The sequence below is a fragment of the Kitasatospora sp. NPDC002522 genome (assembly GCF_053595195.1).
In genome coordinates, this window is the sequence record NZ_JBSFXE010000006.1 from 102205 (window position 1) to 115960 (window position 13756).

The 13756-nt window shown below is 71.4% G+C and carries 16 protein-coding genes and 1 tRNA gene; 12 read left to right on the plus strand and 5 right to left on the minus strand.

What is annotated here, in order from left to right:
- The 11 genes from ACWD4U_RS06790 (at position 1) to ACWD4U_RS06840 (ending at position 7145) form a co-directional block, all read left to right on the plus strand.
- Complete coding sequence (locus ACWD4U_RS06790) at positions 1-1410, plus strand: FtsK/SpoIIIE domain-containing protein (RefSeq protein WP_363454474.1); 1410 nt, start codon at positions 1-3, stop codon at positions 1408-1410.
- Positions 1411-1486: 76 nt separating this feature from the next.
- Positions 1487-1687 carry a hypothetical protein gene (locus ACWD4U_RS06795; protein WP_363454476.1) on the plus strand — a complete coding sequence of 67 codons (201 nt, stop codon included), beginning with the start codon at positions 1487-1489 and terminating at the stop codon, positions 1685-1687.
- Between the two features lie 4 nt (positions 1688-1691).
- A complete protein-coding gene (locus ACWD4U_RS06800; protein ID WP_363454478.1) occupies positions 1692-1877 on the plus strand; it encodes a hypothetical protein in 186 nt (61 codons plus the stop codon).
- Positions 1878-1881: 4 nt separating this feature from the next.
- Positions 1882-2586 carry a DUF2637 domain-containing protein gene (locus tag ACWD4U_RS06805; RefSeq protein WP_363454480.1) on the plus strand — a complete coding sequence of 235 codons (705 nt, stop codon included), beginning with the start codon at positions 1882-1884 and terminating at the stop codon, positions 2584-2586.
- A gap of 12 nt (positions 2587-2598) precedes the next feature.
- Positions 2599-2796 (plus strand): hypothetical protein, encoded by a 198-nt coding sequence (locus ACWD4U_RS06810; RefSeq protein WP_363454482.1) that lies wholly within the window; start codon positions 2599-2601, stop codon positions 2794-2796.
- 10 nt (positions 2797-2806) lie between these two features.
- The gene (locus ACWD4U_RS06815; RefSeq protein ID WP_363454484.1) at positions 2807-3340 is read left to right on the plus strand and encodes a DUF6197 family protein; all 534 of its coding nucleotides are present in this window, start codon (positions 2807-2809) and stop codon (positions 3338-3340) included.
- Between the two features lie 76 nt (positions 3341-3416).
- Positions 3417-3956: a GGDEF domain-containing protein gene (locus ACWD4U_RS06820; RefSeq protein ID WP_363454486.1), complete on the plus strand. Its 540-nt coding sequence runs from the start codon at positions 3417-3419 to the stop codon at positions 3954-3956.
- A 278-nt stretch (positions 3957-4234) separates the two neighbouring features.
- Complete coding sequence (locus ACWD4U_RS06825) at positions 4235-4402, plus strand: hypothetical protein (RefSeq protein WP_363454488.1); 168 nt, start codon at positions 4235-4237, stop codon at positions 4400-4402.
- A 61-nt stretch (positions 4403-4463) separates the two neighbouring features.
- Positions 4464-5804 (plus strand): replication initiator, encoded by a 1341-nt coding sequence (locus tag ACWD4U_RS06830; RefSeq protein ID WP_363454490.1) that lies wholly within the window; start codon positions 4464-4466, stop codon positions 5802-5804.
- Complete coding sequence (locus tag ACWD4U_RS06835; RefSeq protein ID WP_363454492.1) at positions 5797-5979, plus strand: helix-turn-helix domain-containing protein; 183 nt, start codon at positions 5797-5799, stop codon at positions 5977-5979. The genes ACWD4U_RS06830 and ACWD4U_RS06835 overlap by 8 nt, the downstream gene beginning before the upstream one ends.
- Positions 5979-7145: a tyrosine-type recombinase/integrase gene (locus ACWD4U_RS06840; RefSeq protein WP_363454494.1), complete on the plus strand. Its 1167-nt coding sequence runs from the start codon at positions 5979-5981 to the stop codon at positions 7143-7145. Before ACWD4U_RS06835 ends, ACWD4U_RS06840 begins: the two co-directional genes overlap by 1 nt.
- Positions 7146-7222: 77 nt before the next feature.
- Here ACWD4U_RS06840 and ACWD4U_RS06845 read toward each other — a convergent pair.
- The 4 genes from ACWD4U_RS06845 to ACWD4U_RS06860 form a co-directional block, all read right to left on the minus strand.
- Positions 7223-7296: transfer RNA gene (locus tag ACWD4U_RS06845), tRNA-Pro, on the minus strand.
- An 87-nt stretch (positions 7297-7383) separates the two neighbouring features.
- The gene (locus tag ACWD4U_RS06850) at positions 7384-8328 is read right to left on the minus strand and encodes a metallophosphoesterase (RefSeq protein ID WP_363454496.1); all 945 of its coding nucleotides are present in this window, start codon (positions 8326-8328) and stop codon (positions 7384-7386) included.
- 176 nt (positions 8329-8504) lie between these two features.
- On the minus strand, positions 8505-9107 hold the full coding sequence (locus ACWD4U_RS06855; protein WP_363454498.1) for an O-methyltransferase: 603 nt from the start codon (positions 9105-9107) through the stop codon (positions 8505-8507).
- A gap of 190 nt (positions 9108-9297) precedes the next feature.
- Positions 9298-10485, minus strand: a complete 1188-nt coding sequence (locus tag ACWD4U_RS06860) for an LPXTG cell wall anchor domain-containing protein (protein WP_363454500.1) — start codon at positions 10483-10485, stop codon at positions 9298-9300.
- A gap of 225 nt (positions 10486-10710) precedes the next feature.
- Here ACWD4U_RS06860 and ACWD4U_RS06865 point away from each other — a divergent pair, with 225 nt between their 5' ends.
- Positions 10711-11166: a GatB/YqeY domain-containing protein gene (locus tag ACWD4U_RS06865; RefSeq protein ID WP_363454502.1), complete on the plus strand. Its 456-nt coding sequence runs from the start codon at positions 10711-10713 to the stop codon at positions 11164-11166.
- 113 nt (positions 11167-11279) lie between these two features.
- Here ACWD4U_RS06865 and ACWD4U_RS06870 read toward each other — a convergent pair whose 3' ends face one another.
- On the minus strand, positions 11280-13508 hold the full coding sequence (locus ACWD4U_RS06870; RefSeq protein WP_363454504.1) for a transglycosylase domain-containing protein: 2229 nt from the start codon (positions 13506-13508) through the stop codon (positions 11280-11282).
- Between the last annotated feature and the right edge of the window lie 248 nt (positions 13509-13756).

A 13756-nucleotide genomic window follows, 5' to 3' on the forward strand; every position in this document is an offset into this window, starting at 1 on the left:
GTGTCCGCGCTGACCACGACGCTCCTGGAGCTGGGTGTCCCGGCCGCCGCCGCGACCGGAGCCGCGCTCTACGCGAAGGTGAAGCACCCGCGCGCGTACTGGTCCACGGTCGGCCTCCCGCTGACCCTCGCCCGGATACACCGCGACTACGACGCCGTGATGGAGTCCTGCGGCCTGACGGTCGAGCCCTCGTTCTGGCGCGCGATGGCGGCACAGGCGACCAACCGGGAGAGCAAGCCCGCCGTCCCGAAGATCAAGGGCATCCGGGGCTCGGCGACCGGCCTCCGGATACGGCTGCGGCTGGCCCGTGGGCAGGAGACCGAGGACGTGGCCAACGCCGCCCAGCGGCTGCGGCACGCGTGGGGTGTCCACGCCGTGTACGTCTCCGAGGTCAAGCCCGGGATCGTGGACCTGAAGATCGTCGGGTACGACGTGCTTCGGCAGGTGCGCATGCCGCGCCGTACCGGCGTCAAGTCCGGTGACCTGCTGCGGGTTCCGGTAGCCCTGCGCTCGGACGGGACCGCCCACGTCCGGGACTACCTGGAGGTGCCGCACGGGCTGACCCTGGGCGCGAGTCAGTCCGGCAAGTCGATGCTGACCCGGAACCTGATCCACGGGCTGGCGAATCAGCCGGTCGCGCTGGTCGGCATCGACTGCAAGGGCGGCATCGAGCAGCGCCCGTTCGCGGCTCGCCTCTCGGCGCTGGCGATCAGTCAGGAGGAAGCCCTCGGGCTGCTGCTGGCCCTGTTGATCGAGATGGACGACCGGTACGACCTGATCCGCGCGTACCAGGGCATGCCCGGCTCGGTGCCGGCGGAGGAGATGACCGCCGACATATGGGGGTTGCCGGAGAAGGTCCGCCCGGTGCCGATCGTGGTGCTGGTGGACGAGATCGCCGAACTGTTCCTCGTGGCCAGCAAAGCGGACGAACCGCGCCGGAACCAGATCGTCACCGCGTTGATCCGGCTGGCCCAACTCGCCCGTGCCGCAGGCATCTTCTTGGAGATCAACGGCCAGCGCTTCGGGGCCGACCTCGGCAAGGGCGCGACCATGCTCCGCTCCCAGCTCACCGGCCGCACCGTCCACCGCGTCAACGACCTGGAGAGCGCGCGGATGGGCCTCGGGGACATCTCCGAAGCGGCGATGACCGCGGCTACCCGGATCAGCCCGACCATGCCCGGCGTGGCCGTCGCCGGCGACACCTCCGGCCGCTGGTACGAGATCCGCACGCCGTACCGCTCGCTCGGCGAAGTCGCCGACCGCTGCGCCAAGTTCGCACACCTGACGCCCGACCTGCACCGCCTGGCGGCCTTCCGCCCGCAGGTGGCCGCGCCCTCCACGGCCTCGGTCGAGATCCCGCCGATGCCGTCCGCGCCGCCGATCTACGTCTCGGCCCCCGCCGCCGAGTAGCCCCGAACTCCTGGGTCGGCGCGACCGCTTCGCGCCAAGTCCCTATCCCGTCACGCCCTGATCGAGAGGAACTCCCATGGCCCGCAAGCCCTCCATTGCCGAGATCGGTGCCTACCTGGCCCGCGTCCGTGCCGGCGGGGACGCCGGACCGCTCCTGGCCGACAAGGCCGACCTGCTGGAGCGGATCGCCTCGAACAACCCACACGACAGTGACATGGCTGAGGTCGCCCGGGACGCCCGCCGCGCCGCCGACGAGCACCAGCGCCGCAGCCGGTAGCGCCATGGCCATCACGAAGCCCACCGTCCAGGACTGCCCGGCCTGCGATGGCACCGGCCAGACCACCGTCGCGGTCGTCGCCGGTCGCGGCCAGCGTCGCCGGAAGGTCGCCGACCAGGAAGCCACCTGCCTGGACTGCCTGGGCACCGGTAGCGTCCCGGAGCTGCTCGACCAGTCCATGGGGAGCTGACGTCATGCGCCGTCTGCCCAAGCTGGACGCGGTCCTGCTGCAAGCCGTGATCGCCGCTGCGCTCTCGTTCGCCCACCTGCACGACCTGGCCGAAGCCGCCGGGCAGACCGGCTGGAAGGCGTGGGCCTACCCGGTCTCGGTCGATCTGCTGCTCGTCGCCGCGTGGCGTCGACTGCGCTCCCGGGTTTCCGTCCGGCTCGCCTGGGTCTGGTTCGTGATCGCGCTGGCCGCCTCGCTCGGGGCCAACATCGGCACAGCCGGACTCCTGAACCTCGGGGACACCCCGACCTGGCTCCGGATCATCGTCGCCGGGTGGCCCGCCGCCGCGTTCCTCGGCGGAACCCTGCTGGTCCACACCGCAGCGCACGCCCCGGCTGAAGCTCCTGTGGAGTTCGAGACCGGGGAGGAGCTTCCGCCGGTGTACGTCGCGGTGCCGGAGACCAAGCCTGAGCCAGCGGCGATCGAGGAACCCGAGCTGGTACCCGCGCTGCCCGCTCCGCCCGTGCCCTCGACCCCGGCGGCGCCGCTGGCCAACCCGCCCGGCCCGGCCACAGCAACGCCCGTCCCGGCGTTCCTGCTCGACCACGCCCGCAAGCTCGCCGACGACCACCGCGCGCGGACCGGCAACCAGATCGACGCCGCAACCCTGCGCGCCCGGCTCGGAATCAAGGACCCGCTCGCCTCGGCGCTCGCTGCCGAACTGACCTGAGAGAAGACCGCCATGACGCTCTCGCTCCCGCTCGTCGCCGTTCTCGCCGCCATCGGCTGGCTGATCGTCCGTCACCACCGCCTCCGCTGGTGGGCCGTGATCTCGCTGCTGCTGCTCGGCTTCTACCTCGCCAGCTCGCCGGCCGCGCCGCTGATCGACAACACCACCCGCGACGGCGTGCAGGTCGTCAACCGCACCGGAAGCAAGTGAGGGCCGCCTGATGCTCGCCACCCTGCAGCCCGAAACGCTGATCCTCTCGGCCGACGGGTCGGCCCTGGTCGCGGAGATCGAGGCGTACTTGGCCTCGCTCCCGGCCCCCGCTCGGCTGACCGTCCCGTACGTCTGCCCGCTCGGCTCGATCGTCCAGCGCTGGAACGCGGGCTTCCCTCATCCGCGGCTGACCGTCCTGGACCGGATCGCGCACCGTCCGGCCCGTCCCGTCGACGTCACCGTGGCGGACCACCTGCGGCTCACCTCCCGCTACCTCGCCGAAGTCGGCTGGGTCCAGGGCGCGCTGTGGGACTCCGCCGGCCGCGTCTGCCTCCTCGGTGCCCAGGCCGCCGTCCTCGCACACGGCTACGGCACGCCTTACATCGTCAGCCGAGCCCGCAACCAGGTCATGGAAGTCCTCCGCGCCACCGGACTGGTCGTCAGCTCCCCGGACATGTTCAACGACGCCCCGACGACCCGCCAGGCGGACGTTCACCGCCTGCTCGACCGAGCTTCCGCCCGCGCGCTTTCCCTCGGCATCTGATTCCCCCCGGGGCGAAAGCAAGCCGCCAAGCATCCCGTCGCCCCGGGGACCTCAACCTGCACCGGAAGGACCCGCAATGGACCTCGCCCCGCTCCTCGCCGCCGGCGTCCCGCTCGCGGGCTGGGCCGCACACGGCACCCTCCTCGCCCGCCGCCTGGCGACCGCCCGCCGCGACCCGCTCACCGGTCTGCTCACCCGCGATGGCTTCACCGCCCGCGCCGAGCGGCTGATCCGCTCCCACCCCGAGCGCACCACCGTGTTGCTGATCGACCTGGACGAGTTCAAGGCCATCAACGACACCCACGGCCACGCCGCTGGGGATGCCGTCCTCGCAGCCACCGCCCGCCGCCTCGACACCTGGTGCGGTACGGACGGCCTTGCCGCCCGCCTCGGCGGAGACGAGTTCGCTGCCGTCGTTCTGGACGCCGCCGACCGGGTCCCGGACCTCCGTGGCCTGCTCCAAAGGCCCGTCGCGTTCGGAACCTCGCTGCTGGCCGTCGGCGCGTCCGTCGGCACCTCGCACCCGGCCACGCTGCTGCTCACCGAGGCGCTGTCGGCGGCCGACCGCCAGATGTACGCCTCCAAGCCCGGCGCCCGAACCTCGCGCCGCCGCTGAACACAACCGGTCCCCGGCACGGCAGCAAGCCGCCAAGCATCCCGCCGCGCCGGGGACCTCAACCCGAACCGAACCGAAGTCCGCGAAGGAGACCACCATCATGACGCAGCGCCCCCGCCCGACACGCCTAATCTGCCGCAACTGCGACGGCTTCGGCCGCGCCGCGACCACCACCGGCCACCGCCACCGCGACGGCTCCCGCGCCACCGCCCCCGTCAACTGCCCCATCTGCGGCGGCCGAGGCACCGTCGCCCGCGTCCTTGCCTCGGCGGTCTGACATGGCGCTCCTCGACTGGCGCGACTCCCGTCACTGGGACAACAAGCCCGCCCCCTGCGGCGTCTGCGACAAGCCCACCAACCTCCGCTCCGACCGCGGCAAGCCCGCCCACAAGGTCTGCGCCGAGACCTGGACCGAGCAGCACCCCAAGCCCACCGAACAGCGCTGACCGCACGGCCCCGGAGCCAGCAACTGACGGCTCCGGGGCCTCAGTTCGAAAGGAGGAGATCATGCTCACCCTCACGGAACCGCCCGTTGCCGATCTGACCGCGCTGGCGTCGCTGGGCACCATGCCGGCGCTCGTGCGGCAGCTCTCCGGGCTCGCCGGGTGCACCTCGCCGATCCGGCTCGCTGGTTGGCGGACCGAGGTCAACGAGACGACCGGCCAGGTGCTGCACCACCTGGAGTCGTCACAGCTACCCGCGGGCGATCTGCTGGTGCGGTGCGGCAACCGACGGACGACCCGCTGTGCCTCGTGTGCCGAGACCTACCGGCGGGACACCTACCACCTGATCACCGCCGGGCTGGTCGGCGGCAAGGGCATCCCGGACACCGTGGCCGTGCACCCCCGGGTGTTCGCCACCTTCACCGCTCCGTCGTTCGGCCCGGTGCACAACCGGCCCGCTGCCGGCCGCTGTAAGTGCGGGACCGCGCACGCCGCTGATGATGCGCTACTCGGCTCGCCCCTCGACCCCGAGACGTACGACTACGACGCCGCGGTGCTGTGGAACGCGCACGCCGGGAAGCTCTGGGCCCGGTTCTCGATTCACCTGCGCCGAGAGGTCGCCAAGCGGGCGGGCCTGTCGCAGCGTCAGTTCCGAGAGCACGCCCGGGTCTCGTTCGGGAAGGTCGCCGAGTACCAGAAGCGCGGGGCGATCCACTTCCACGCGGTGATCCGGCTCGACGGCCCCGAGGGTGCCGACACTTCCCCGCCAGCCTGGGCCTCGGCCGAACTCCTCACCGACGCGATCCGTGCCGCCGCTGCCCGCACCGAGATCCCCGGCCCGACTGTCAACGGCCGTATGCACCGATTCGCTTGGGGTAGGCAGCTCGACGTTCGCACGATCCGCAACGCTGACTTCAACGGCCCAGTCCCGATCTCCGATCGCGCCGTCGCGGCCTACATCGCCAAGTACGCCACCAAGGGCGCGGAGACCGCCACGGGCACCCTCGATCGGCCCATCCGGCTGCTCGCCGAGGTCGCTCACCTGGAGATCCCGGAGCACGCCCGCCGGCTGATCCGGACCTGCTGGACGCTCGGCGCGAACCCGGGCCTGGGGGACCTTCGGCTCCGCGCGTGGGCTCACATGCTCGGCTTCCGGGGCCACTTCTCGACCAAGACCCGCAAGTACTCGACCACCCTCGGGGAGCTCCGCGCCGCCCGCACCGCCTGGCGCCGCGCGCAGACCCTCCAGCTCCTCCACGGCCCCGACGCACCCGCCACCGATGAGACCACTCTCGTGCTCGCGCACTGGGCGTTCGCCGGCCGTGGCCTCACTCGCGGCGAAGCCTGGCTGGCCACCGCGATCCAACCCGCCCCCGGAACGGAAGGAGAACCGACGAATGGCTGATGACGACCTGCTGACCGTGCCGGAGGTGATGGCTCGCCTCAAGCTGGGCCGCTCCGCGGTTTACGACCTGATCCGTTCCAAGCGGCTGCATTCGATCACCATCGGAAGGGCGCGCCGGGTCCCGTACGGCTCCTATCGGGCCTTCGTCGCCTCGCGGTCCGAGGTGATCGGCTGATGGCGACTCGCCGCAGCCGCGGGGACGGCGGGCTCCACTGGGACGAGAAGCGTCAGCGCTGGATCGCCAGCGCCAGCCTCGGGTTCGACCCGAGCGGGAAGCGCATCATGAAGCGGGGGAGCGGCAAGACCAAGACCGAGGCCAAGAACAAGCTCAAAGAGGTCCTGCGGGACCACGAGGACGGCCTCGCCATCGCGCCCACCAACTACACGGTGGCCAACGCGGTGAACGACTGGCTGACGTACGGGCTGGCCGGCCGCGACGACAAGACCGTCGAGACCTGCACCATCCTGTGCCGGACCCACGTCATCCCGGCGCTCGGCGCCCGCAAGCTCCGGGACCTCAGTGCCGAAGACGTGGACCGCTGGCTGGCGGTCAAGGCCAAGACGCTGAGCACCCGCACGCTTCAGGCCCTGCACTCCTGCCTCAACCGGGCGGTGAAGCGCGCGATGGCCCGCGACAAGGTGAAGCGCAACGTGGTGGAGCTGTGCGCCGTGCCCACAGGACAGGCCGGGCGCCCGTCAAAGGCGCTGACGCTCGCTCAGGCCGAGGCTGTGCTGAAGGCGGCGGAGAAGACCGGGATGTACGCCTACATCGTGGTGTCCCTGCTGACCGGTGCGCGCACCGAGGAGCTGCGGGCGCTGACCTGGGACCACGCCTTCCTGAAGGGCATCCCGAAGGCTGATCCGCCGATCCCGCCGCACATCGCGGTGTGGCGCTCGGTCCGCGCCGGCGGGGACACCAAGACCCGGAAGTCCCGGCGGACCCTCGCGCTCCCGGCCCGCTGTGTCGAAGCGCTGCTCGACCACTGGGTGGACCAGGGCTGGGACCGGCTCGCGGCCGGCGACAAGTGGCAGGAGAACGGCCTGGTCTTCCACTCCGCCGTGGGCACCGAGCTGGACCCGTCGCACGTCCGCCGCGCGTTCCGCACCGCCATTGCCACAGCCGAGGGGATCAACGCTGCCGAGTGGACGCCCCGCGAACTCCGGCACAGCTTCGTGTCGATCCTGTCCGACAAGGGCGTCCCGCTGGAGGAGATCTCCCGGCTCGTCGGCCACTCCTCCACCAGCGTGACGGAGGAGGTCTACCGAAAGCAGATCCGCCCGGTGATCCAGACGGGTGCGACGGTCATGGACGACGTCTTCGGGCACGCAGCTGAGGGATAGTCACTCAGTTAGACACGCAGAACGAGGAAGGGCCCTACCGGATCTCTCCGGCAGGGCCCTTACCTGCACTTACGAAGTCGGGGTAGCGGGATTTGAACCCACGGCCTCTTCGTCCCGAACGAAGCGCGCTACCAAGCTGCGCTATACCCCGGTCCTGCGATGTTGCCTTCCGTCTCCGGCGCAACGAGTAGAACTCTACAGGAGGCGGGGCCAGAGACGAAATCCGGTTTAGGGCTGGTCAGCGAGGGGCGGGGGTGAGGGTGAGGAGGGTGGCTTCGGGGGGGCAGGCGAAGCGGATGGGGGTGTAGCGGTTGGTGCCGCAGCCGGCGGAGACGTGGAGGTAGGAGCGGTGGCCGGCGGTGGTGTGGGTGGAGAGGCCCTTGACGCGGTCGGTGTCGAGGTCGCAGTTGGTGACCAGGGCGCCGTAGAAGGGGATGCAGAGCTGGCCGCCGTGGGTGTGGCCGGCCAGGATCAGGGGGTAGGCGTCGGCGGTGAAGGCGTCGAGGGTGCGCAGGTAGGGGGCGTGGACGACGGCGAGGGAGAGGTCGGCGTCGGGGGAGGGGCCGCCGGCGACCATGGGGTAGCGGTCGTGGCGGATGTGCGGGTCGTCGAGGCCGGTGAACTCGACGTCGAGGCCGGCGAGGGTGAGGCGGCCGCGCGCGTTGTTGAGGTTGAGCCAGCCGGCCTCGTCGAAGCCGTCGCGGAGCTTCTGCCAGGGGTTGTGGACGGCGCCGGTGATGCCGCGGCGGCCGGAGCCGTCGGGGTTGTTGAGGCCGTGGACGCCGGTGCGCAGCGCGGTGAGGTAGCGGGTGGGGCTCTTGCGGGCGGGCCCGTAGTAGTCGTTGGAGCCGAAGACGTAGACGCCGGGGAACTCCATCAGCGGGCCGAGCGCGTCCAGCACGGCGGGGACGCCGAGCGGGTCGGAGAGGTTGTCGCCGGTGTTGACCACCAGGTCGGGTTCGAGCGCGGCGAGGCTCTTCAGCCAGCGCTGTTTCTTCTCCTGCCCCACGACCATGTGGATGTCGGACACCTGGAGGATCCGGATCGGCCGCGCACCGGCGGGCAGGATCGGGACCTCGACCCGGCGCAGGCGGAACGAGCGGACCTCGTACCCGGCGGCGTAGACGAGACAGGCGGCGCCGGTGGCGGCGATACCGAGCGGGACGGAGTACAGCGGTCGCATCGGTCCATCGTCGCAGACCGGGGCAACGGACCGAACGGGCGGTCGCCCCGGTGGGCGTGGCAGGCCGAACGCCGAACGGGCGCTGGGCAGTCAGCGCGGCCGGCGGACCGCGACGGCGGCGGACAGGTCGCCTTCAGCGCGGCCGGCGGACCGCGGCGGCGGCGGACAGGTCGCCTTCAGCGCGGCCGGCGGACCGCGACGACGGCGGACAGGTCGCCGGCCAGCGGGAGGTCGACGGCGCGCAGGGCGGGGTGGTCGAGCCAGTGCAGGCGGGCGGTGTCGGGTCGGCCCTGGAACTGCGGCGGCCAGCTCTCGCACGGGCTGAAGTCGTCGACCACCAGGACGCCGCCCGGGGTCAGCAGCCGTTCCGGGTCGGCGCCGCGGTCGGTCTTGGCCTGGCCGCCGCCGTCCAGGACCAGCAGGTCGTACGGGGCGTGCTGGTGGAGGGCGGTCCAGTCGCCGGTCAGGACGGTGACCTCGGGGTGGGTGGCGAAGAGCTGCGCGGCGGCGGTGGCGCGGACCGGGTCGCGTTCGACGCTGAGCAGCCGGACCCCGGGCCGGGCGGCGGAGGCGAGCCAGGCCAGGCCGACGCCGAGGCCGGTGCCGCTCTCGCCGATGCGGACCCGGGCGCCGCCGGCCAGTACGTGCAGCAGGCGGCCCTGTTCGGGGCGGCAGGAGTACGGGAAGCCGTGCGCCCGGGCCAGGGTGACGGCCTGTCGGACCAACGGCGGGAAGCCGTCCAGCCGTTCGCCGTACGCGTCGGTGCCGTGAGCTGACATGGCGTCAGTCTGCCAGCCGGGCGCGACGGCTGGACGGTCGCCCCCGGCGGGGACGCCGGCTTCGGGCTCCACCGGGACGGCCGGACGGTCGGCCCCCGGCGGGGACGCCGGCTTCGGGCTCCACCGGGACGACTGGATGGTCGCCCCCGGCGGGGACACCGGCTCCGGGTTCCACCGGGGCGGCCTCGCCTCAGGCGGTGTGACGGCGGCGGCGCGCGAGCAGCCAGAGGACTGCTCCGCCGGCCGCGACCAGGAGGCCGCCGAGCCCGGCGACCAGCCCGGTGCCGCTGGAGCCGGTCTCGGCCAGCCGGTCTGACGAGCCGTCGGACGAACCGTCGGAGGAGTCACCGGACGAGCCGTCGGTGGACCCCGTGGAGCCGCCCGTCCCGGCGGTGGCAGTGGCGGTCGGCGTCGGCGTGGGAGCAGGCGTCGGCGTGGCGGTGGTCGCCGCGGTGAGGGTGAGGCTGCGGCCGGCCTGGCACATGGTGGTGCCGTTGAAGGGGTTCTCGTGGCTCTCGTCGACGATCAGGCAGGCGTTGAGCTTGGTGCTGCCGACAGGGGTGTCGGCGGCGTACGAGACCCGCAGGTGGGGGATGCGGTCGGTGTGCGCCGCGAACGTGAGGTCGGGTTCGTCGACCCGGACGGCGACGTAGTCCGCGTCGGCGACGTGCTCGGCCTTCAGGGTCACCCAGCCCTGACCGGGGACCTGCTTCTGCACGGTGGCGTGCGGGTCGACCCAGAGCACGTCGTTGACGTTGGTGTACTCGGCCGGGGTGCCGTTGCTGATCTTCCAGTCGAACTCCACCGGCGCACCGCCGACCACCGCGCTCGCGGGGACGTTCTGCAGCTCGCTGTCGATGGAGACCATGCCGAGGTCGTTGCGCTGCTCGGCGAGCGGCTGGGTGGCGCCGGGCTCGGTGAGCGTGGACTTCAGCGCCACGTGCTGGAAGCCGCCGTTGCTCGCGCCGTGGTGGGGCAGGCCCATGGGAGCGCCGATCCGGAGCTGGACGGTGGTGGTGCCGGGGGCGGCGGTGATCGTCTGGCTGCCGGTGAAGACGCCGTCGGCGAAGGTCAGCGGGACGGACTTCCACTGCCCGTCGGCCGGATCCCGGTAGCCGATGGCGAGGTCGTACTTCGAGGCGCCCGGGCCGGTCTCGGCGGCGAGCCGCAGGGCCAGCTGACGGGCGGTCGGGCCCGGGTTCGTGACGGTCTCCACCAGCGGCAGCGGACCGCCGGCGAAGGCCAGTGCGGCCGGGGCCTGGACGGCCAGCGTCGGCGCCGGGGCGTCGGCGGCGACGGCGGTGGTGGCGGTGCCGGTGGCGAGCAGTCCGGCGAGCAGCAGGGCGGCGAGAGCGGCCGGGCGGTGGCGTGCGGGCATGGCGAAGTCCCCCCAGGACAAGGTGAGTTGACGAGTGCGGAAGGTCGGAGACGGGCAGGTCGCGGGTGATGCTGCGCGGCCCCCGTCCGGCCTCTCACCGGTATGGACGTTCATCGCGGCCCGCGGTTGCGTCCGGGTGCGAAGAATTTTCCGCGGACTTCGGGAAGTGGCGGCGGCGCGGTAAAGAAGCGGCGTTCGGGCCGGTCAGGTGCCAGAATCGGCGGCATGACGACGCTCAAGGCGCAGCTGCAGGAGGATCTCACGGCTGCCATCAAGGCACGGGACGAGCTCCGCTCGTCCACTCTCCGGCTCACCCTGGCCGCGGTCACCGGCGCGGAGGTGGCGGGCAAGGAGAAGCGCGAACTGTCCGACGCCGAGGTGCTGCAGGTGATCGGCAAGGAGGCGAAGAAGCGCCGCGAGGCCGCCGAGGCGTTCGACGGCGCCGGCCGGGCCGAGCAGGCGGAGCGGGAGCGCGCCGAGGGCGTGGTGCTGGACGGCTACCTCCCGGCGCAGCTCAGCGACGAGGAGCTGACCGCGATCGTGGCCGCCGCGGTGGCCGAGTCCGGGGCGAGCGGGCCGCAGGGCATGGGCGCCGTGATGAAGCTGGTCCGGCCTAAGGTCGAGGGCAAGGCGGAGGGCGGCCGGGTGGCGGCCGCGGTGAAGGCGGCCCTGGCGGGCTGAGCCCGGCGGCGCCGGAGCACCGGAACCGCCGGCATCAGAAGCGGCACCAGAATCGCCGAAAGCCGCCTGCGGTGGGGGAGTTCCCCGCCGCAGGCGGCTTTCGTGCGGGTGTGTCAGTGGTGGCCGGGCTTGCCGGTGTTGCCGCCGTTGATGGCGCCCGGCGGGAGGGTGATGCCGCCGTTGATCAGGCCGCCGTTGTTGTTGCCGCCGAGCAGGCCGCCCTGGGCGTTGTCGCCGGAGGGCGGGGTGGCGGTGTCGGACGGGTTGGGGCTCGGCGTTGCGACCGGGATGTTGACGGTCTGGAACTGGGACTTGGGGGTGTTGTCCAGGGCGTCGTTCATGGCCTGCTGCCAGATCGGGCCGGGGCCGTCGGCGCCGTAGACCGCGTTGCGGTAGTGGCCGCCGATGGTGATGTTCTTCATCGAGACGTTGCCGCCGACGCCGCCGAGCCAGACCGAGGTGGCCAGGTCGGGGGTGTAGCCGGTGAACCAGGCGGCGTACCGGTTGTCGGTGGTACCGGTCTTGCCGGCGATCTGGCGGCCGTCGTCGAGGCCGAGGGCGGAGCCGGTGCCCTTCTCGGTCACGCCGAGCAGCAGGGTGTTGACGCCGTCCGCGGTGGTCTCGGACATCGCCTGGGTGCAGTTGGCCTTGGGCACGTCGATCTTCTTGCCGTCGGTGTTGACCACCGAGGTGAGCGCGATCGGGGTGCAGTACTTGCCGCGCGCGGCGAACGCGGCGTAGACGCTGGCCATGGTGAGCGGGCTGACCTCCTGGGTGCCGAGCACCATGGAGGGGACCTGGAGCAGCGGCTTGCCGTTGGCCAGGGTCTTGATGCCCAGCTTGTCGGCCATCTGCTTCATCGGGCAGAGGCCGACCTGCTCCTCCAGCTGCACGAAGTAGGTGTTGACCGACTTCTGCATGGCGATCTGCATGCTGAACGGGCCGACCTCGCCGGTGCCCTCGTTCTGGACGCTGACCCCCTTCTCGTTCCACGTGCCGTCGCAGGTGGTCATCTTGGGGTAGTCCATCTTGTACGGCGAGGGGAACTCCTGGGTGATCGGCACCCCGGACTCCAGCGCCGCCGCGGCCAGGATGGGCTTGAAGGTCGAGCCGGGCGAGAAGCCGTTGCCGCCGCCCATCGCGGCGTCCACGTTGAGGTTCAGCACGGTCTGGTTCTTGTTGTTGTCCAGGCCGTACGGGCGGGTCTGGGCCATCGCCAGGATCTCGCCGGTGCCGGGCTTGATCATGGTGCCGGCCGCGGACACCGGGTCGGTCACGAAGACCTTCTTGGTGACCGCGTTGTACATCGCGTTCTGCTTCTCCGGGTCGATCGTGGTGTAGATCTTCAGACCGCCCTGGGACCACAGCTTCTGCCGGTCCGCGGCGGTCTTGCCGAACGCCGGGTCCTGCTTGAGCACGTGGCGCACGTAGTCGCAGAAGTAGCCCATGCCGGACTGCGCGGTGATGCAGCCGTTCTGCGGCTCGGAGTACTTGATGCCGAGCGGCGCGGCGAGCGCGGCCTTCGCGTCGTCGGCGGTGATGTGCTTGTACTCCAGCAGCTTGTTGATCACCGTGTTGCGGCGCGTCTGCGCGGCCTGCGGGTGGGCGATCGGGTCGTACGCCGAGGGGTTCTGCACCAGGCCGGCCAGCGTCGCGGCCTCGGGGATGGTCAGGTCCTTGGCGCTCTTGCTGAAGTAGCGGTTGGCCGCCGCCTCGATGCCGTACGCCTGGTGGCCGTAGAACGTGATGTTCAGGTAGTTGGTGAGGATCTGGTCCTTGCTCAGGTCCTCTTCCAGCTTGATGGCGTACTTCAGCTCCTGGATCTTGCGGCCCAGGGACTTGCGGGTGGCCTCCAGGAACGCCTGCTGGTCGTCGCCGGCCTGTTCGACGAAGACGTTCTTCACGTACTGCTGGGTCAGCGTCGACGCGCCCTGCGACGCGGAGCCGGACTCGGCGTTCTTGGTGACCGCGCGCAGCACGCCCTTGAGGTCGACCGCGCCGTGCTCGTAGAAGCGGTTGTCCTCGATGTCCACCTGGGCCTGGCGCATGATCGGCGCCATCTGCTCCTTGGTGAGGATGGTGCGGTCCCGGTCGTACACCTTGGCGATCAGGCCGCCCTTGGCGTCGTAGATGGTGGACGCCTGGGAGAGGGTCGGCGTCTTGAAGTCGTCCGGGATGTTGTCGAACGAATCGGCGGTGTCCTTGGCGGTCAGTCCGAACGCGCCGACGGCCGGGAGGGCCATGCCGGCGACCAGGACGCCGGCCAGCACGGCGCTGCCCAGGAACTTGATGCCGAGCCCTGCCAGGTCGAGCGGGGAGCCCGCGGATCGCGAAGGTGCCATGGGGAGAACCCTACGTCGGCGAATCCCGTACAGGGGGGCAGGTGTTCGCCTACGCTTGTCACAGAACTGCGACAGCTTCGCTCTGTTCATCGTCATCACTCTTGTGAGTGATGAGCTTTGTCCGATTCGGGATGATTTGCGATGGATCTTGGCGGGCGATCTCCCGGCTGTCGTGGCGCACCGTGACGAAAGTGACCAAACGGTCCCGGGCAAGGCCTGCGACCTGCAATCACTCCAACGAGTGAGCT